Below are 19,958 nucleotides of genomic sequence, written 5' to 3'. Positions count from 1 at the left end.
GCCCATGGAATTTGACATTATACTTGTCGTCGCTCTTGTTATTATGGTTGTCGTTTTTGTGCAACTCCGTAATGTATTAGGAAAACGGATTGGTTTTGAAAAGCCTCCCTTTGATCCTTATTCTCGACATTCTAAAAAACAGATTGAAAAAGAAACGGCTGATAATAGTGTTTCGTTCCCTCATCAGGGCAATTCACAAAAGAGCAATTTTGATGAAATTGATGCGATTTCACCAGAGGGCAGTGCACTGAATAAAGGTTTGCGGGCACTCTATCAGAGTGATCCTCATTTTTCTCCTCAATCTTTTATAAAGGGTGCTCAAGTTGCTTATGAGATGATTGTAACAGCCTTTGCCAAAGGTGATCGTGATCAACTTAAAAAGTTGCTTTCTCAGGATGTTTTTGAGGGGTTTTGTGCTGCGATTGAGCAACGCGAAAAAAATAATGAAAAAATCCAGTTTACTTTTGTTGGAATTAATAAGATTGAATTTGTCGCAGCAGAAATGCGAGAAAAGGAACAATTTTTGACTGTGCGGATTGTAAGTGAGATGATTTCTGTAACCTATAATGAGAAGGAAGAGCGTATAGACGGTGATCCTGATGCTATTGTAGAAATTAGGGATATTTGGACATTTGTTCGCAACAGCCTCTCATCTGATCCAAATTGGAAGCTCTTTGCAACAGAAGATGAAAATTAAGATCTCCTTTTTTGCATAAGATCATATAAATCAGATTTATAAGAGATTGAAGATTGAAATGTCCACGAATCAATGGAGACAAAAAAGGGATTTATTGGCTTCACAGGACCGTTTTTTATGGGAGATGGTGTGTCGTACCACAATACCACTGCATAATAATAAGCCTCATTCTTTTCTTACAAAAGATGCTGCCAATATCGATCATAAAAAACAGTGTGTAACACCACTCTTTTCATTTTCTCAAGGAAGTCAACAGAAACCAGCAGTGGTTAAAAGAGAAAAGGCGACAGTTACACAAGCACATAAAGTCCATTTCTTTGATCATGTTGTACATCGTAAAATTGCCAAAGGTCATTATCCACTTGAGGCTCGTCTTGATCTTCATGGTTGTATGCAGGAAGAAGCTTATTTTTTCTTAAAAAAATTTCTACAATCATCCCAACGGAACGGATTGCGTTATGTGCTTGTGATTACAGGAAAAGGCAGGTCACTTGGCAGTGATGGCGCTTTGTATAAGTTTGTCCCTCATTGGTTATCAACACCAGCTTTTCGATATTATGTTCATGCATTTGAGCACGCAGCCCGTCATCACGGTGGTGTGGGAGCACTTTATGTTTGGTTGCGCCGCTTTGTGATGGAGAAAGAGGGATGATATTATTTAATCTATTCTGGTTCAAGATTAGTTCATCAGGTGTGGTATTTGGCAGGTAAGGATATCCTCTTTACGATATAATATCCATATAGCCAATGAACCAAATATTACAGATGTTTCGGGTATTTATGTGCTTTATTATTTTTGGTATAATTGCAAGAGTGATAAAACTGGAAAGCATAAATAATTCAATTATGCGGATGAAAGAGCAGTATGGGAAGGCTGCATTAATTAATAAACGTTATACTCGGATATATGTGTTTTGTTCATTGTGGTGTAGATATCTTTAAGCGAGAGCATTGAACAAGTTGGATACAAAGAAAGAACACTATAAAGCAGATATCTGCTTTATAGTGGAGATGTGTTATTGGATTTTGATTGTCCCTTTCATATGGGCGAATGAGCCATCTTTTCCCGCAATATTAGTATAGACTGTTTCTGTATTCCAGTCTTCAATATGAACGACATTAGAACCCATTTTAGGTTCATGCCAGTAAACCATGAATATATTTTTGCTAACTTCAAGTGCGGTATATTCTACTGTATCTTCAACGCCTTTAAAAGCACCAGATGTTCCTTTAAATGACATGGTCCGGTTATCATGGAAGTTAAGTTCAAAAACAGCTCCCCCAAAGTCCACTTCTGCTACTTTACCAATAGGAGGATAAGGATTATTTACATGCCAAGGTGTTTCACCATTAAACACTTTTGTTCCAAAATCAAGAGTTTGTTGACTAGGAAGATCAGGATATTTTTTCTTCATATCATCACTAATACTGGTAGAGTCCTTATGTGAGATGGCAGCATTTTTGTAGTCAGTAAGATATTTTTTTATAAAATCCAGTGATATTGGAGACGTATCATTCTTAATATAGTGTCCGGGAATAACCCTTTTTGGTTTGAGAGATTGCATATCTTCAATGTTTTTTATCCACAAATCAATACCTTGAATATTTGATGTATCAGCCATCCAAAGATGTCCGCCGGTTGACACTGAAATACCACCAAGTACGGTTTTTAGGGAGGGAATCCATAGATAACTGTGTGCTGTATCATTTTCATTCTGTCGAATATCGATATCCTGACCATCAATAATTAATTTATTAGAGGTTACAGCATTAGGAACATATAATTCTTCTGGCGCATCAGTTCCCATTGTTTCTTTCCACACATTCCTCTTTGCATCTTTGCTGGCAGAGATCAGATACGCTGTTTGAGCAGTTGATATTATTTGTGCTTGAGGGAATGCCTTTCTGATTTCATCTAGCCCAAAATAATAATCAGGATCACTATGTGAGATAAAAATATATTTTAGATTTTTTTTCGATTCTTTAATCATATCAACAAGCTGTTGAGCATACTTTTTTTGAAATTGTGCATCGATAAGTATAGCATCATGGTCGCCATAAATTAATGTGGATGTAACAGGAAAAATGGCTTCAGCTCCAGGATTAAAAGTTTTTAGATTCAGTGTAGATGCTGAAGCCATTGTAGACACAGCTACTGAAGCAAGAAATAATGCATTGGCTAGTTTCTTCATTTGAAGTCCTCCTAAGGTTGCTTACTCTCAGCTGTAGAAGTTACAAATTAAGACCTCAAGTGAATTATTTGTAATTTTGGGATCGTTTGCGCGCTATAGGGGATAATGATTTCTATTAACTCTAGACTAAAGCCAGTTTTTTCTCTTAGGTAAGCTCTTATTTCTGATCATTCTTGTGATTTATCCTATAGGAGCGAATTTATGGTTTAAAACGATAAGTTGTTGAACAAAATTCACATGTAACTGAAATATATTTGTTTTTAATCATTTTGTTGCGTTCATCAGTAGGAAATCCATCTAGTATTCCTTTAATTTTTTCGCGCGAACAAGAACATTGGTCCACAAGAGAAAAGGGATGAAAAACTCTAATACCGTGTTCATGGAAAAGACGGAACAAGAGCTGCTTACTGCCGACTTGGGGATCTGTCAATTCTGTACTTTCAATGGTTGCCGTCAACGCCTTGGCTTCTTGCCATTGGTTTTCAGGTTGTGCATAGGTTTTTGTTTCCTCTGGTTTTTGATCGGGTTCATCTATTTGATGGTGAGATGTTGCCTTAGGCAAAAATTGAGTCAAAATACCTCCTGCTCGCCAGCTTTTTTGTGTTTTTCCTTGTTCGTTTCGGTTGATTAATATAGCAACAGCCAAACGGATATCAGTGGGAATTTGTTCTGATTGATCAAAATAGGTATGGGAAGCTTCTTGTAAATTTGATCCATCTAATGCAACTATTCCTTGATAGGGTTGCGTGTGGGAGCCTTGGTAGATAGTGAAGGCTAAAGTGCCTTTTCCAAGAAGAGCTTCTGAAGATATTTGATCATTGGCTATTGCTTGATTTAACTTTTCTTTATCAAAACGAGCGTAACCACGGAGGCTGGAAGGAGGAGAGAAGTCGCACACCAGCATATTAACTGGCCCATTAGAATGGATTTGTAAAATAAATTTGTCCTTAAGCTTCAGGGAAGTTCCAAGAAGAACGGTCAAAACTAATGCCTCTGCTAAAAGGTAAGAAACTGGTTCAGGATATTGATGCCTAGTGAGAATGGAATTTAAAGTTTCCCCAAGTTGTACAATACGTCCACGGATATCAAGTTCTTCGACTTGGAAGGGAATAACAGTATCATCTTCACTTAAATAAATGTTGGAGAGGGAGGTTTCATCTGAGGCTCGTTCGCTCATATTTTTGCCTTTTATATGATTTGCTTTTGCAGGTTATTGTGGAGATAAAAATGCATCTTGTAAATACTAGGCAAGAATTGCTTTTTGGATATAAAGACGGTTTTCAACTTCATCAAAAACAACGGAAAGTGATCCATTTATCACAGTATCAACAATTTCTTTACTACGATGAGCAGGAAAGCAATGCACGAAAAGAGCATTGAATTTGGCTCATTTTATTAAAGCTTCCTTAATTTTATAAGGCTGCAAAATAGATAGAATGACTGCGTGCACAAAATTTTGTCTTCTTGAAACCTATGTACTGAGTCAGCTATGGTTTTTTTATGACTAAGCTATATCTTTGCCCCTTTTAACATGATCGTGTATCCATCAAAGTTGGCGCATGCTGATATCAAATGAAATACGTGTTCATGGAGATATTTTTTCAAAAATCATTGCTGGTGTTTTACCAATAAAAGGTTTTGAACTTTATTTCTGCTTTGTAGGAGATGCTTTGAGGGTTTTTGTATAGTCAATGATAGCGTGGTTAAAACGGATAAATCGGTCAAATGGCGAAAAATATTTGTTATGTTTATGACCCTTGCCTTTTTTTATTTGTTCGTGAAAGAGACGCAATTGCTTTTTCAATACGATACAAGCTTTCCTCTACTTCTTCTTCTTTTATGATAAGGGGAGGCAATAAGCGCACTACATTGTTGTTGGCACTAACACTGAGAACATATTCTTTTTCCAAGGCATTGACGACAGCATTGGAGGGAACAACACACTGAATACCTATCATAAGGCCAACACTCTGAATCGCGCAGATGATATCAGGATAGAGAGTGAGAATGTCCGAAAGTCCACTTTTTAGCTTATCCCCCATCTGTTGGACATGGTGGAGAAAGCTTGGTTCTAATATAATATCAAGAACACAGTTGCTTACAGCCATCCCAAGAAGATTTCCTCCAAAGGTTGATCCATGAGTTCCTGGTGTCATGCTTTTTGCAGCTTCATTTGTTGCAAGACAAGCACCCAATGGAAATCCACCACCCAGCCCTTTTGCGAGTGTAAGAATATCAGGTTTGATATCACTCCACTCATAAGCAAAAAATTTTCCTGTTCGTCCAATACCTGTTTGGACTTCATCCAAAATTAAGAACAGATTATTCTCATCACATATTTTGCGCAAAATTTTTAAATATTCAGGAGAAACTATTCGGATTCCTCCTTCTCCTTGAATGGGTTCAATAAGAATGGCGGCGGTATTTTTATTGATAGCGTTACGCAAAGCGCTTTCATCACAAAAAGGAATTTGAATAAATCCACCAGCTTTAGGTCCAAAGCCTTCAAGATACTTTTCTTGTCCTGTAGCAGCAAGCGTTGCAAGTGTGCGTCCATGAAACGCACCTTCAAAAGTAATAATTTCAACGCGTGATGGATGACCAGATGCATAATGCGTGTGACGAGCAGTTTTAAATGCGCATTCAAGTGCTTCAGCGCCAGAATTGCAGAAAAAGACCTTATCAGCAAAACTGTTTGCACAAAGCCGTGCGGCAAGAGCTTCTTGTTCAGGTGATTGAAAAAGATTGGAAATATGCCAAAGTTTTTCAGCCTGTATTTTGAGGGTTTCGACCAACTTTGGATGTGCATACCCTAATGCATTGACACCAATACCAGATGTCATATCAAGATAAAGCTTTCCTTTATCGGAAGTCAGCCATACACCATTGCCTTTTTTGAAATGTAAATTACGTCGAGCAAAGCATTTGTAAAGTGGCTGGATAGTCGTAGCGCCCATCATTATTTCCTTTATCCTTTAAATTGTGCCATACAATAAACAAAACAAAGCAACAAATAAAGCAGTGTTGCAGTTTTGGATAGAGCGCAGTCAGCTTTTCATTTTGGCAAAAAAATAATAAAGATTTTGCAAAAAACATTTATAGAAAGAAGTTTTAAGCAAATACGAGAGTTTGGCCTATATTTGATTCGCAAGTTGGGGAAAACATTCAAAATAAACTCTTCAAGTGGGCAAAGGCTCTTGTCAGGGAGTCAGTGCATATTGTAATTTGAATCTGTAAATAAGCTGGTGTTTTAGTTTTAAGTTCCATAGGTTGAATGAGTTTTTTTGCTCAAGTGAGGTGTGATTTTTTTCATTCAGCCCATTGAACACATTATTCAAACATTTAAAGATGCAATGGGTGCATCTTAATGAGGTGATCAGAATGGAGTGCTGATATGGGTTGGACATATGAACGCGTTGAACTTCTTAAGAAGTTTTGGAGTGAGGGATTAAGTGCAAGTCAGATTGCAGCCCAATTGGGTGGAGTCAGCAGGAATGCCGTGATCGGTAAAGTGCACCGGTTAAAGTTACCAGGACGTGGTAAAACAGCACAAGGTCCAACGCGTGCACAAAAGACACCTGCTAGCTCATCGTCTCCGCGTATGCGTCGCACACCATCGACTGTATTACCAACGAATGCTGCGTCTTGTAGTATTGAAGAGACCACTTTAAAGGTGGAGTTTGTAGCAGAGGATGTGAGAGAAATTGATCTGTCTGCACAATCAAATGTAGTTGTGCCTATATCACGTCAACTTAATCTTTTACAATTGAGTGAAAATACATGTAGATGGCCAGTTGGAGATCCTTTGTCATCAGATTTTCATTTTTGTGGAGCCGATTCTGGTGAAAATGGTCCTTATTGTGCTTTTCATGCAAAGATAGCCTTTCAGCCAGTTTCTGAAAGACGACGGATAAGAGTGTAGTATTTGCACTATTAAGTTTCATCTTTAAGAGATAATCTACTGAGAGAGATATTTTAGAAGATGAGACTTTTAATGAATGAATTTTTTCGTCAAAAAATATTCGCGTTTTGTTTTGTGCGTTCTTAAATGAAATTCTGCCTCTATAAACAACAGTATCATTTGTTTATTTACGCGCTTGTTTTAAAGAGATGTCTTGCTTTTCTCAGACCGTTTATCACACATTGCTTCTTTTCATGACATGTACATAAACCTTTTTAAGGATTTCTCATAGGGGGAGTTGAAATAAGAAAATCTAATTGTGTTGTCATTCAATATGGGAAAAAGACAGATTATCTTTGTGAATCAACACATTGCTGTCTGATAGCTTTTCTGTCATTATAGCCTTTTCGATTTTTGGCAAGATTTTTTTCTGATAAATTTGCCATGTTAAAGGGCCAATATATTTAGCAATAATCATGCTCTCTTTATTCAAAAGAAAGGTCTCTGGTGGTCCAGAAACTCCCCAATTAATAGCTGTATATCCTGAGGCATCAAAGCCAATAACTTTAAAAGGATTGCCAAAATTTCTCAAAAAACGTTGGGCGTTCTCTTTATTATCCTTATAATTAATGCCAATAAGATCAAAACGTTGATCTTGTGCAATTTTCATAAGAAGCGAATGCTCCTCGCGGCAGGATGAACACCATGATCCCCAAAAATTAACCAATGTTACGCGGCCTTTAAATTGTTCTGAATTGAGAAAATATTTTTCGTCTCCAAGGAGTGGAAGACTGGTTTGGGGTGCAGGTTTTTCAGCCAATGTGTTTGAGAAAAGAAAAACACCATTGGGGCGGTTGCTACTCATAAAGTAGAAGAAAAGCATAAGAAGAAGAAAAAGCACGAATGGTCCAAAAAGACCAAATAAAATGGATGATGATATGCTTTTTCTAGGTTTTTGAGGAATGGTTTTCATGATATTGTTTCTTCTCAAAGAGCTCTTTTTTATTCAGCTGCTGTAGGATTTTTTTTTGATTTATAGCTTTGTAAAGAATGTGCACAATAAGACATAGAAGAGAGATTGCAGAGAGCATATAGCTTAGAACAACAATTTGCTCGTGGTGAAGGGTACCAAGGAAAAAATCAATTTTCTGAGAAAGATTTCCTAAAAGTCCATTGTGCGTGTTATTTAGGGCGAGCATGATGAAGAATCCTGATATTGTGCGCGACGGGCTTTTTTGATCTGAAATATTTGAATATGACGGCGATTGATTTCGTTGCGCATAGCCATCAAATAGAGCAGAATAAACATAAAGCCGAAACAAAATATCATTGTTATCAGGGGCCATAACATAGCACGCTCGATTGTTGGTCCTCCTGAACGCAAAAGCGATGCTGATTGATGGAGTGTATTCCACCAATTAACGGAAAATTTGATAATGGGGATATTCACAAGTCCAACGAGTGTGAGAATTGCTGTAGCACGTGTAGCTTTTGCTTGGTTATCAAAAGCGCGAGCAAGCATAACAATGGCAAGGTAGATAAAAAGCAGGATTAAAACCGATGTGAGCCGTGCATCCCATACCCACCACGTTCCCCATGTGGGGCGCCCCCAAAGCGCACCTGTCATGAGGGATAGGGCTGTAAAAATTGCTCCAATGGGTGCACCACATTTGAGTGCCACATCAGCAAGATGAAGCTTCCAAATCAAACTTCCCAAAGCAGCAGCACTTATTATGAGATAACAAAATGTAGAGAGCCACGCGAACGGGACATGAATATACATAATTTTGACTGTAATCCCCTGCTGATAATCATCAGGTGAATACATAATCAGAATAAGTCCTAAGATAAGAAGACATAATGTCATACCTGTTAACCAAGGTAAGACGGCACTGCTTATTTTCATAAAACGGACTAAACTTGTAGGCAGTCCTCTTATTTTATGTGTGTGAGCTGTTTCATTCATGAGTTTTATAATAGGCAAAGTTTTGCTATGCGGCAATCACCTTTTACTATTCTGATAAAAGCTTGAGTGTTATCGCTGCAACAAAAGAGCTAAAAAGACTCAGCAGAAGTGAAAAAGCGATAAGAAGAGTCAAGGCAGTGAGAAAAGAGACATTTTGGTTTGTTGGAGCTGTAGCAGCAGAAACACCAAAGATCATGATTGGAATGATCCACGGTAAGATGATAATAAAAATAAGAAGAGTGCTGTGTAACAATGACGTTGCGAGGGCAGCTCCTATAGCACCAATAAAGATAATGGCAGGTGTTCCGCATAAGAGGGTGAGTATTGTTGTAAAAGTTATCGTAGCATCTAAATGGAGCATAAATGCTAAAACAGGAGTCGCAAAAATAAGGGGGAGCATTGTTCCTATCCAATGGGCAACGCATTTGGTAAATACAATCAGTGTGAAGCTTTGTCTTTGTCCAGCAAGGATGAATTGGTCAAGATTTCCATCATCGTGATCGGTTTGAAAAAGTTTGTTCAGATTGAGAAGTCCTGCGAAAAGGGCTCCAAACCATAATAGGCCTGGGCCTATCTGTGTGAGAACTTGAGGATCTGGTCCAATGGCGAAGGGGGTGACCATAATAATAGCGATGAAAAACAAAAGTCCTGTTAACGAAGAAGCTTGTGGTGTTAAAGCTAATTTAAGATCACGCCAGAACAGTGCTTTCATGTTTTTTTTCCTGTTGGGGTGAGAATTTTTCCAAAGAGATTTTATAGTTTTCTGAAATGCCGAGGGGATTATGGGTTGCAGCGATGATCATACCGCCTTGATTGAGATGGCGTTGAAAAATATTGGCAAGCAGAGTTTGGGAATGGTGATCAACTCCCGATATTGGTTCATCTAAAATCCAAATAGGACGATAAGAAAGCAAAAGGCGGGCAATAGCTACACGCCTTTTTTGCCCCGTTGACAGAACATTGAAGGGTAAGTGTTCAAGATCAGAAAGATGAATGTCAGCAAGGGCTTCATGTGGATAGCGTAAATGTTGCCCATAAAATGTTGCCCAAAATTGTAAATTATCGATAACAGATAAGGAAGGTTTCATGGCATTTTGAGGACCAAGATAATGACACGCAGTTGCTACCGGATATGTTTGTTCGTGGTCTTTAAGTATTACCTGGCCTTTAGCAGCTTCAAGAAGACCAGCGATGATTCGTAGTAATGTGGATTTTCCAATTCCGTTTGGACCTGTGATTGTCATAAGTTGGTGTGGGAGTAAACAAAAAGAAAGTTCTTGGAACAGAACTTCTTCATTTCTGTGAGCTGCTAAGTTTTCACCCGATAACACCATGTAACTGCCTGCTTTTATTTTGTTTCTATACTCTTTATTGCATTATAGGATAAAAAACATGTTTTTTATGCAATTGTATCTAGAATAGTTCTAGAAATAATTCTATAAGCTATATGTTACATCAATATCTGGTGTAGAATGTTCTTTAGCGCTGATTTTCGAATTTACCGAGAGAATAAAAAGGTGAAGGGGGAAATGGATGGCGGAGGTGGTTGTGTCTGCGCTCAAGCTGCGGTTTTGATTCGTAGTTTGGTTGTTCATTCCAGGAAATTGGGTGGTTTGTAGTATGAGGGTAGGCAGTCATGTCTCAAATTGATAGTTTTAATTGTCGCAGAATTTTAGATGTTTGTGGTCAGAAATATACTTATTATAGTTTGATCGAAGCGGAAAAGAATGGGCTCGAGGGAGTTTCTCATTTGCCGTTTTCAATGAAGGTTATTCTCGAAAATTTATTACGATTTGAAGACGGACGCACGGTTAAGAAAGAAGATATCTTAAACGTTGCTAAATGGTTAAATGACAAAGGCAGTGCTGGTGCAGAAATTGCTTACCGTCCCGCGCGCGTTCTCATGCAAGATTTCACAGGTGTTCCTGCAGTTGTTGACCTTTCTGCAATGCGTGATGCTATGGTTAAACTTGGAGGGAATGCCGAAAAAATCAATCCCCTTATCCCCGTTGATCTCATTATTGACCACTCAATTATCGTTGATGATTTTGGCAATCCTATGGCTTTTAAGGAAAATGTTGATCATGAATATGAACGCAATGGTGAACGTTATCGTTTTCTGAAATGGGGGCAGCAAGCTTTTCAGAATTTTCGTGTTGTTCCTCCTGGAACAGGGATTTGTCACCAAGTTAACCTAGAATATTTAGCACAATGTGTGTGGATGAAGAATGAGGGAAGAGAGCAGACGGTTTATCCCGATACTTGTGTGGGAACTGATTCGCATACGACTATGGTGAATGGTTTGGGGGTATTGGGCTGGGGTGTTGGTGGTATTGAAGCAGAAGCGGCAATGCTAGGTCAGCCTGTTTCTATGTTGTTACCTGAAGTGATTGGTTTCCGTTTAACAGGGCGACTTAAAGAAGGTGTGACAGCTACCGATTTAGTATTGATGGTGACACAAATTCTACGCAAAAAAGGCGTTGTTGGTAAATTTGTTGAGTTTTTTGGACCTGGTCTGGAACACATGACACTCGCTGATCGGGCAACAATTGCGAATATGGCTCCTGAATATGGAGCGACCTGTGGTTTTTTTCCCATTGATAAGGAAACAGTACGTTATCTCAATATGACAGGGCGTGATGAGAATCGGATCGCTTTAGTGGAAGCTTATTCCAAAGCACAAGGGATGTGGCATGATGAAGCCATCGCCAATCCCGTTTTTACGGATACAATTGAATTAGATATGGAAAATGTTGTACCTTCTATGGCTGGTCCTAAGCGTCCTGAGGGGCGTATTGCATTGGAAAGTGTGGGACAGGGTTTTGAGGGAGCATTATCCAGCGATTATAAGAAGGTTGTTGGACAAAATGATCGATATCAAGTTGAGGGTGAGGAGTATGATCTTGGCCACGGAGATGTGGTGATTGCCGCAATTACCTCTTGCACGAATACATCCAATCCAAGTGTTCTTATTGCTGCCGGTCTTTTAGCACGGAATGCTGTGGCGAAAGGCCTCAAGAGCAAACCATGGGTTAAGACTTCTCTTGCCCCCGGTTCACAAGTTGTTGAAGCTTATCTTCTCAATTCAGGTCTCCAAAAAGATTTGGATGCGTTGGGGTTTAACTTAGTGGGATTTGGATGCACAACATGTATTGGGAATTCTGGTCCTTTGTATCCAGCTATTTCTAAAACAATTAATAAGAATGGTTTAATTGCAGCTGCTGTCCTTTCAGGAAATCGTAATTTTGAAGGACGTGTATCACCTGATGTGCAAGCCAATTATTTAGCTTCACCGCCGTTAGTTGTTGCGCACGCTTTGGTAGGGACGGTGCGTAAAGATTTAACGAAGGAGCCTCTTGGAGAAGGTTCAGATGGTCAACCGGTTTATTTGAAAGATATTTGGCCCACTTCTCAAGAAATACAAGAATTTATAGAAAAGAATGTCACGCGTAAAATTTTTGCCGAAAAATATGCCGATGTGTTTAAGGGCGATGAAAATTGGCGAAAAGTTCAGGTTCCAACGGGAGCTACTTATGCTTGGGATGAACAATCGACATATGTGCGTAATCCACCATATTTTTATGAGATGCGGAAGACTCCTGATATTTTACCAGACATTAAAGATGCACGGATTTTAGGTTTGTTTGGTGACAAAATTACGACGGATCATATTTCTCCTGCTGGTTCCATTAAGATTGATTCTCCTGCAGGAAAATATTTGACAGATCACGGAGTAAAAGTGGCTGATTTTAATCAGTATGGAACACGTCGTGGGAATCATGAAGTCATGATGCGTGGAACCTTTGCCAATATTCGCATTCGTAACTTCATGCTAGGAGAAAATGGTCGTGAAGGGGGCTATACAATTCATTACCCTTCAAGAGAAGAACAGGCAATTTATGATGCAGCAATGGCATATAAACGGGAAGGGGTTCCGCTTGTTGTTTTTGCTGGTATTGAATATGGTAATGGGTCATCTCGTGATTGGGCAGCGAAGGGCACCAATCTTCTTGGTGTAAAAGCAGTGATTGCTCAATCTTTTGAGCGGATTCATCGTTCTAATCTTGTTGGGATGGGAATTGTTCCCTTTGTGTTTGAAGCAGGTACAAGTTGGCAATCTTTGGGTTTAAAGGGAGATGAAAAGGTAACGATTGAAGGGGTTCATAATTTGAAACCTCGGCAAAAGACTGTAGTTACAATCACTTTTTCTGATGGAACGGTAAAAACTGTGCCATTATTATGCCGTGTTGATACTGAAGATGAGCTAGATTATTTGCATCATGGCGGAATTTTGCAATATGTTTTGCGTAATCTAGCAGTTTGAACCGTATTTGTTCATTGAGAAGTGTCCTTAACATGAAGATGGATGTCGGAGAGTTTGGCTTTGTTTTTTTATGCCACTCTTTGAAAATTTGATTGACGTTTGTTTGAGGATTGCGTTATAAGCCGTGCAGTTATCAGCAACTTTATGATGTTGCTGAGGTAAGATTTGTTTTGATTGGTAGAGATGTCATTGAGACTGTTTCTATCTGATGCGTTGAAAGAGAGAGATATTTATGGCGAATACACCTTCCGCTCGAAAAGCAGTGCGCAAAGTTGCAGCACGCACACAGGTTAATAAGGCCCGCCGTTCACGCGTTCGTACTTTTATGCGTAAGTTTGATGATGCTTTAGCTGGGGGCGATAAGGCTTCTGCAGAAAGAGCATTTAAGAATTTTGAACCTGAAATTATGCGTGCGGTTTCCAAAGGGGTTTTTCATAAAAATACTGCCGCGCGAAAAGTGTCGCGTTTAGCAAAACGTTTGAAGGCTCTTAGCGTTTAAGCTTTTTCCATTTTATTAGAAATGAAACCAGCATTTTTGGGGATGCTGGTTTTTATTTGTTTTCTGTAAATACCCTCTTTTAAGGAAAGGAATCACAAGCGATTCTTCTCCTAAAAAGAAGAGAAGATTTGTAGACTTTATATGGTTATCCACAAGCTTTATGGATTTTTGCAGAGTCTTTTTTGTCAAGCATTTTTATTTTTTTTTTTTAATCTGAAAAGATTCTTTAATGATTGGTAAATTAAAAGAAAAAAAATGAATTGAATCAATTATTTTCCCCATCTCTCATTTATAGAAGCAGGTTTATGACGGCTTTTTAGGAGCTTTTGATTTCATTTTGACCTCTTGCATTTTACCTCTGCTGTTTTGTATGGTTCTTATGGAGACTAAAAACATATAGGGGTTACATCAGCTTATTATCCTATGTTGCGTTGAGTGTAAGATGCTTTGTTTTAGGCTATTGTGAGCCCTCATGTTGGAGAGGTTTTCTGACGTGTTTGTTAGTTCTCTTGATTGGTATGTTTGCTATTTAAGAAGAGTGGGTCATATCGTGAATACAAGTAAATCTTAATTGGTCATCTTTTGGGGTGAAATTGTAATAAAGCTGTCCTAGGGGAGGATGAGTGGTCTTATTTGGGGTCGGGCGTTTTGCTTTCGCTAAGTTAATTTTTAGCTGTTTGGTAGGACAAATTTTTATTTTTATCAGGATGAAAGATGGTGGATAAATTGAACTCTAAAGCTAGTTCCTTTAAAAGGGTTTCGGTGAATATCCTGTCGGCAGAAAAAATAATAAAGAGTAAGATAACGGATAGTGATGGGGAAGTTGGTAGAGGTGTTTTTGTAGAGCATTCTATTATTTCAGAGGAGGAAGGGGCGGCAGCTTTTGCGCGTGTTATGGCGCAATTAAAGGCACAGGTTGGTATGGAAGCTTATACGAGCTGGTTTGGACGTGTGAAGCTTGCTGAATATAGCCGTAATCTTGTAAAACTTTCTGTTCCTACAGCATTTTTGCGTTCATGGATTAACAATCATTATGGTTCTCTTTTGACCAATTTATGGAAACAAGAGAATTCTGCGATTCTTCGCGTCGAAATTATCGTTCGGGGTATGAAACGTGTTTCAGCAGGTGTAGTCTGTAGAACAAGTGCAGCTCCTGTTGTTCTGGAAGAGCAGGCAACGGCGTCTTTCGTTGAGGGGTATACAGAGCATTCAGTAAAGAATGCTCAAGGAGGTGTTTTAGGTTCACCGCTTGATTCTCGCTATACTTTTGAGAGTTTTGTAGAGGGTTCTTCTAATCGTGTTGCTTTAGCAGCAGCGCGTTCGATTGCAGAAGGTCATAAAAGTGCCTTAAGATTTAATCCTCTTTTTATTCACGCATCGGTTGGTTTAGGGAAAACGCATTTGCTTCAAGCTATTGCATCTGCAGCGTTGAAGCGTTTAACGTCTGCGCGGGTTATTTATTTGACCGCTGAATATTTTATGTGGCGTTTTGCGACGGCTATTCGTGATAATGATGCTCTTTCATTTAAAGAGCAGCTTCGTGATATCGATCTTCTCATTATTGATGATATGCAATTTTTACAGGGAAAGTCGATTCAACATGAATTTTGTCATTTACTGAATATGTTGCTTGACAGTGCAAAACAAGTTGTTGTGGCCGCAGATCGTCCACCGGCAGAATTAGAATCACTTGATCTTCGGGTTCGCTCTCGTCTTCAGGGAGGGGTTGCTCTTGAAATTGAAGCCCCCGATTATGAAATGCGTTTGAAAATGTTGCATCAGCGGTTACAATTGGCGCAACAAGATGATAACATGATCTCAATTTCTGATGATATTCTAGAGTATATAGCGAAAACAGTTTCAGGGTCGGGACGTGATATTGAAGGAGCATTTAATCAGTTATTGTTCCGTCAGTCTTTCGAGTCTGATTTATCTTTAGAACGGATTGATGAATTATTAGGCCACTTGACACGTTCTGGTGAACCTAAGCGTATCCGGATCGAAGAAATTCAACGTACAGTTGCGCGGCATTATAATGTTTCTAAACAGGATTTGTTATCTAATCGTCGGACACGTACAGTCGTGAAGCCGCGACAAGTTGCGATGTATTTGGCAAAAATGTTGACGCCTCGCTCCTTACCAGAAATTGGGCGTCGTTTTGGTGGGCGTGATCACACAACGGTTTTACATGCTGTACGTAAAATTGAAGATTTGGTTTGTGGAGATCAAACATTGGCCAAAGAGCTTGAATTACTTAAGCGGTTGATTGGAGAGCAAGCTGCATAACAGTCTTTCCTCTTTTTAGAGTGAGCGTAGAGGACTTATAAGGAGTGCTATTTTTGCTTATACAGTCGTTACTTGCTATTTAAAGAGAGGTTGAATAGAATTAGGTAGATGATTCTTTAAGGGGATAGGTTATTTCTAATCTAGAGAATTTCTGTAGTTTTTTGTAAATTGTAACGGGGATTTTATGCGTATTACAGTGGATCGCAGTCAATTTCTCAAATCTCTAGGTCGTATTCACCGTGTGGTGGAGCGTCGTAATACTGTTCCTATTCTATCGAATGTATTAATTGATGTAGACAATGGTACTGTGCAATTAAAAGCAACAGATCTTGATTTAGAGATTACAGAGTCTTTTGTAGTCAATGTTGAAGAGGCTGGGGCAATAACTGTTCCAGCACATTTGCTATATGATATCGTTCGCAAATTTTCTGACAGTAGTGAAATTGTTTTATCCGTTGATGAAAATCAAACAAGTACGATGTCCGTTGTTTCGGGTCTTGCACATTTTCAACTTCAGTGCCTTCCAAAGATAGATTTTCCAGAGTCACTTCCGGGTCAGTTTGGTTATCGTTTTTCTCTATCAGCATCAGGCTTAAAACATTTACTGGATTGTACGCAATTTGCTATTTCTACTGAGGAAACCCGTTATTATCTTAATGGCATTTATTTCCATATTGTTAATGATGGTGTTTTGAAGCTACGTTTAGTTGCGACCGATGGACATCGTTTGGCACAAGTTGATATGGAGGCACCTTCGAGTATTGATGGTATGCCGGGTGTCATTATTCCTCGTAAAACTGTGGGAGAGTTGCAAAAGCTGCTTTCGGAGGAAATTGATGGTGAGGTGTGTGTAGAGCTCTCAGAGACAAAGATTCGTTTTTCTGTAGGTTCTGTAGTTTTGACATCAAAGTTAATTGATGGAACATTTCCGGATTATCAACGTGTTATCCCTCTTGGGAATGATAAGGAATTGATTGTTAACAGGCAGGACTTTTCTTCTGCGGTTGATCGTGTTTCAACAATTTCAAGTGATCGTGGGCGTGCAGTAAAGTTAACGATTGAGCATGGGCAATTGAGGCTTGTTGTTAATAATCCTGATTCAGGAAGTGCGGAAGATCAGTTAGCAGCAACTTATACATCTGATCCGCTTGAGATAGGATTTAATTCACGTTACCTCTTGGATATTGCTGGACAACTTTCGAATGATGAGATGGTTTTTATGTTGGCCGATGCTGTAGCTCCTGCTCTGATACGCGATAAGAATGATGAAGCTGCGCTTTATGTGCTGATGCCCATTCGCGTTTAGGGACGATTGTTTTGCAATGCATAGCTGGTCATGTGCACAAAGTGGCAGTAAGACAGCTAAAGCTTGTGCGTTATCGCAATTATCCTTCTTTTAATATTCATTTTTCAGGTCAACATGTGGTTTTTACCGGCCATAATGGTGCTGGTAAGACGAATCTTTTAGAAGCGTTATCTTTTCTCTCTCCTGGTCGTGGTTTACGGCGTGCGGTTTATTCTGATGTGAGCTTTGCAGACGGTGGGGGTGAAGGGTTTGTTGTGTTTGCGTGTCTTGAGTGTGCTCTTTATGGCGAAGTGAATATTGGTACAGCTTTGGAAGTTGATGGCAACGGTCGAAAAGTTCATATTAATGGTGTGAATGAGACAAGTGATTGCCTAACAGATTATTGTCATATTAGCATTTTGACTCCTTCTATGGATGGGCTTTTTAGCGGTCCTTCGCTTGAGCGCCGTCGTTTTTTGGATCGTATGGTTTTGGCGATTGATCCTTTGCATAGTCGCCGCATAACAGATTATGATAAGGCTATGCGCGCACGTAATCGTTTGTTTTTGGATGGAAATGAAGATTTTTCTTGGTTTGATGCTTTAGAAAAGCAAATGGCAGAGCTGGCAACGGCTATTGCTGCGGCGCGTATCGATGTTATTCGCCTTTTAAATGATATGTTTGCACAAACGCCTTCTCAAATACCTTTTCCACGGGCTTTTTTGCAAATTGATGGTTTTTTAGAAATGGCTCTTGATAAGATATCAGCAGTTGAGGTTGAAGAACAATTTTATGAGCGACTGCGGCATCATCGTGCAAGAGATCGTGCTGCTGGGCGGACATTGGAAGGACCGCATCGTACAGATTTGCAGGTTTTTTATGCTGATAAAAATATGGCTGCGACATCTTGTTCAACAGGTGAACAAAAAGCTCTTTTGACGGGCTTGGTTTTGTGTCATGCGCGTTTAACAGGCATGATGTCAGATAAGGCTCCTATTCTTCTACTTGATGAAATGGCGGCACATCTTGATCCTCATCGGCGTGCTGCTTTATTTGATATTCTTGATGACTTAGGGGGACAAACATTTATGACAGGAACGGACCGCATTTTATTTGATGCCCTAAAAGGACGAGCAGAATTTTTTGAGATTAAGGATGGAGCTTTATTGCAGTAGAAAATATGTTCATTTTTTTATGAGGTTATGGTCGAGAAGAAGAGGCTTACTATGTCTACAATTATAACAGTTTTAAATGGTCCTAATTTAAATTTTCTGGGTCAACGAGAGCCAGAAATTTACGGAACTGAGACTCTAGAAGATATTGAAAAATTTTGCAGCGAATGGGCAACAAATGCTGGTGTAATAGTGCATTTTCATCAAAGTAACTGTGAAGGTCAATTGGTAGAATGGATACAGGCAGCCATTGGAGTGAGTGCTGGATTGATCATCAATCCAGCAGCTTACAGTCATACATCTGTTGCACTTCTTGACGCATTAAAAATATTTTCGGGGCCAAAAGTGGAAGTTCATTTGTCTAATATTTATCAGCGTGAAGCTTTTCGCCACCATTCTTATAGCGCTACAGGTGTGGATGCGGTTATTGCTGGTTGTGGGAGTGATGGATATTGGTTTGCGCTTGAATATCTTTCTAAGAGGCTTAAATTTGGTATAAGAAGATCAAAAGTTGTATAATCTGTATAATATTGCTGAGAGCATTTGAATTTACTTGATAATTCTTTTTAAATAGGTAAGCAATGTTATTGAGGTTTCATCGTTTTTGATGACAACTTCTGATATGTATGATGGGGCAGGTGAGATGAGAAACTTTGTTAAACAAATAAAGATGCTCGTGATTTTAGGGATGGCGTTTCTTTTATCTAGTTGTAAATTTGACGTTATTCACCCAGCAGGGTATGTTGCGCGCCAACAGCTTATTTTGATCGTTATTTGTGTTGCTGTTATGCTTTGTGTCGTAATACCAGTGATGGTGAGTGTAGTATTTTTGGCCATTAAATATCGGGCGTCGAATACTGCAGAAGAATATTTACCTGATTGGGGGCATTCAAATAAAATTGAAGCATTTATGTGGGGTGTTCCAATTATTATTGTAACGGTTTTAGGTGCGTTGACAGCCTATTACACCTATAAGCTTGAGCCAGAAAATCCCCTTCCAGTGGAAGTTGTTGGCGAAGGGAAGCCGTTGCAAGTAGACGTTGTTGCTCTTGATTGGAAATGGCTTTTTATTTACCCTGAATATAATATTGCATCGATCAATGAGATTTATGCACCTAAAGGGCGTCAAGTTTTGTTGCAATTGACGTCAGAAAGTTCTGTAAATGCTTTTTGGGTACCCAAATTGGGCACAGTTCTTTACGCTATGCCGCAGATGAATTCCAAATTGCATTTGATAGCGGATGAGCAAGGGGTGTTTAAAGGAACCTCAGCAAATTACAGTGGTGATGGTTTTGCAAAGATGCGCTTTAAATGGCATTCTGTATCTCCGCAAGATTTTGAGAATTGGGTTGCTAAAGCTCGGTCTGGTGGCCAAATTCTTGATCGTGCATCTTATCGTCAGCTTTCTATTGCGCCGCGTATGGGTGATGTTGCTGCTAAGGAAAAGGATGCTGAAGTACGTTATTTTTCTCCTGTTGAAAGTCGGCTTTATTACCGGATTGTCAATCGATGTGTTGATGAAAATACCGTATGTAATGAAGACTTAATGAAGCGTGCTGCGGCTCAGTCGCTTTGGGGTGCCCTTTGTTCTGTTTTTGATCCTGATGTTATTTAGGGCATCAATCGAGAAAGGACC

The 19,958-nt window shown here is 39.2% G+C and carries 18 protein-coding genes and 1 pseudogene; 10 read left to right on the top strand and 9 right to left on the bottom strand.

Annotation, left to right across the window (positions count from 1 at the left end):
• The first annotated feature begins 4 nt into the window (after positions 1-4).
• Positions 5-697, top strand: coding sequence for a Tim44/TimA family putative adaptor protein (locus tag J7R12_RS00850; RefSeq protein WP_126602305.1), 693 nt, complete (start codon positions 5-7; stop codon positions 695-697).
• A gap of 58 nt (positions 698-755) precedes the next feature.
• Complete coding sequence (locus tag J7R12_RS00845) at positions 756-1,349, top strand: Smr/MutS family protein (protein WP_126602307.1); 594 nt, start codon at positions 756-758, stop codon at positions 1,347-1,349.
• Positions 1,350-1,713: 364 nt separating this feature from the next.
• On the opposite strand, the gene J7R12_RS00840 is transcribed toward J7R12_RS00845, so the two are convergent.
• From J7R12_RS00840 to J7R12_RS00825, 4 genes and pseudogenes are all read right to left on the bottom strand, one after another.
• Positions 1,714-2,889, bottom strand: a complete 1,176-nt coding sequence (locus tag J7R12_RS00840) for an MBL fold metallo-hydrolase (RefSeq protein ID WP_126602309.1) — start codon at positions 2,887-2,889, stop codon at positions 1,714-1,716.
• Positions 2,890-3,088: 199 nt separating this feature from the next.
• Positions 3,089-4,066: an Hsp33 family molecular chaperone gene (locus J7R12_RS00835; RefSeq protein ID WP_126602311.1), complete on the bottom strand. Its 978-nt coding sequence runs from the start codon at positions 4,064-4,066 to the stop codon at positions 3,089-3,091.
• Between the two features lie 66 nt (positions 4,067-4,132).
• Positions 4,133-4,300, bottom strand: a pseudogene (locus J7R12_RS00830) (ornithine carbamoyltransferase); the annotation flags it as partial.
• Between the two features lie 337 nt (positions 4,301-4,637).
• Positions 4,638-5,846 carry an aspartate aminotransferase family protein gene (locus J7R12_RS00825; protein WP_126602315.1) on the bottom strand — a complete coding sequence of 403 codons (1,209 nt, stop codon included), beginning with the start codon at positions 5,844-5,846 and terminating at the stop codon, positions 4,638-4,640.
• A gap of 437 nt (positions 5,847-6,283) precedes the next feature.
• On the opposite strand from J7R12_RS00825, the gene J7R12_RS00820 reads away from it, so the two are divergent.
• Complete coding sequence (locus J7R12_RS00820) at positions 6,284-6,811, top strand: GcrA family cell cycle regulator (RefSeq protein WP_126602317.1); 528 nt, start codon at positions 6,284-6,286, stop codon at positions 6,809-6,811.
• A 304-nt stretch (positions 6,812-7,115) separates the two neighbouring features.
• On the opposite strand, the gene J7R12_RS00815 is transcribed toward J7R12_RS00820, so the two are convergent.
• From J7R12_RS00815 to ccmA, 5 genes are read right to left on the bottom strand one after another with little or no spacing between them, the layout of a single operon-like run.
• Positions 7,116-7,763: a DsbE family thiol:disulfide interchange protein gene (locus J7R12_RS00815; RefSeq protein WP_126602319.1), complete on the bottom strand. Its 648-nt coding sequence runs from the start codon at positions 7,761-7,763 to the stop codon at positions 7,116-7,118.
• Positions 7,738-7,989, bottom strand: a complete 252-nt coding sequence (locus J7R12_RS08885) for a heme exporter protein CcmD (protein ID WP_126602321.1) — start codon at positions 7,987-7,989, stop codon at positions 7,738-7,740. The genes J7R12_RS00815 and J7R12_RS08885 overlap by 26 nt, the downstream gene beginning before the upstream one ends.
• Positions 7,977-8,756 (bottom strand): heme ABC transporter permease, encoded by a 780-nt coding sequence (locus J7R12_RS00810; RefSeq protein WP_126602323.1) that lies wholly within the window; start codon positions 8,754-8,756, stop codon positions 7,977-7,979. Before J7R12_RS00810 ends, J7R12_RS08885 begins: the two co-directional genes overlap by 13 nt.
• A 46-nt stretch (positions 8,757-8,802) precedes the next feature.
• The gene (gene ccmB / locus J7R12_RS00805; protein ID WP_126602325.1) at positions 8,803-9,468 is read right to left on the bottom strand and encodes a heme exporter protein CcmB; all 666 of its coding nucleotides are present in this window, start codon (positions 9,466-9,468) and stop codon (positions 8,803-8,805) included.
• Positions 9,446-10,090 (bottom strand): heme ABC exporter ATP-binding protein CcmA, encoded by a 645-nt coding sequence (gene ccmA / locus J7R12_RS00800; protein WP_126602327.1) that lies wholly within the window; start codon positions 10,088-10,090, stop codon positions 9,446-9,448. The genes ccmB and ccmA overlap by 23 nt, the downstream gene beginning before the upstream one ends.
• A 302-nt stretch (positions 10,091-10,392) precedes the next feature.
• Here ccmA and acnA point away from each other — a divergent pair, with 302 nt between their 5' ends.
• The 7 genes from acnA (at position 10,393) to cyoA (ending at position 19,937) form a co-directional block, all read left to right on the top strand.
• The gene (gene acnA, locus J7R12_RS00795; RefSeq protein WP_126602329.1) at positions 10,393-13,080 is read left to right on the top strand and encodes an aconitate hydratase AcnA; all 2,688 of its coding nucleotides are present in this window, start codon (positions 10,393-10,395) and stop codon (positions 13,078-13,080) included.
• A gap of 232 nt (positions 13,081-13,312) precedes the next feature.
• On the top strand, positions 13,313-13,579 hold the full coding sequence (gene rpsT, locus J7R12_RS00790; protein WP_126602331.1) for a 30S ribosomal protein S20: 267 nt from the start codon (positions 13,313-13,315) through the stop codon (positions 13,577-13,579).
• A 714-nt stretch (positions 13,580-14,293) separates the two neighbouring features.
• Entirely contained in the window at positions 14,294-15,865 is a 1,572-nt protein-coding gene (dnaA, locus tag J7R12_RS00785) for a chromosomal replication initiator protein DnaA (protein ID WP_126602332.1), read from the top strand.
• Positions 15,866-16,049: 184 nt separating this feature from the next.
• Positions 16,050-17,171, top strand: a complete 1,122-nt coding sequence (dnaN, locus tag J7R12_RS00780) for a DNA polymerase III subunit beta (RefSeq protein ID WP_126602334.1) — start codon at positions 16,050-16,052, stop codon at positions 17,169-17,171.
• 20 nt (positions 17,172-17,191) lie between these two features.
• Complete coding sequence (recF, locus tag J7R12_RS00775) at positions 17,192-18,325, top strand: DNA replication/repair protein RecF (protein WP_126604001.1); 1,134 nt, start codon at positions 17,192-17,194, stop codon at positions 18,323-18,325.
• 51 nt (positions 18,326-18,376) lie between these two features.
• Complete coding sequence (gene aroQ / locus J7R12_RS00770) at positions 18,377-18,841, top strand: type II 3-dehydroquinate dehydratase (protein ID WP_126602336.1); 465 nt, start codon at positions 18,377-18,379, stop codon at positions 18,839-18,841.
• Positions 18,842-18,965: 124 nt separating this feature from the next.
• Positions 18,966-19,937, top strand: coding sequence for a ubiquinol oxidase subunit II (gene cyoA, locus J7R12_RS00765; protein WP_126604002.1), 972 nt, complete (start codon positions 18,966-18,968; stop codon positions 19,935-19,937).
• Positions 19,938-19,958: the final 21 nt, after the last annotated feature.

The organism is Bartonella vinsonii subsp. vinsonii (assembly GCF_902825235.1).
Taxonomy (GTDB): domain Bacteria; phylum Pseudomonadota; class Alphaproteobacteria; order Rhizobiales; family Rhizobiaceae; genus Bartonella; species Bartonella vinsonii.
Note: the sequence above shows the minus strand (reverse complement) of the source record. Positions and strands in the feature narration are given on the sequence as shown.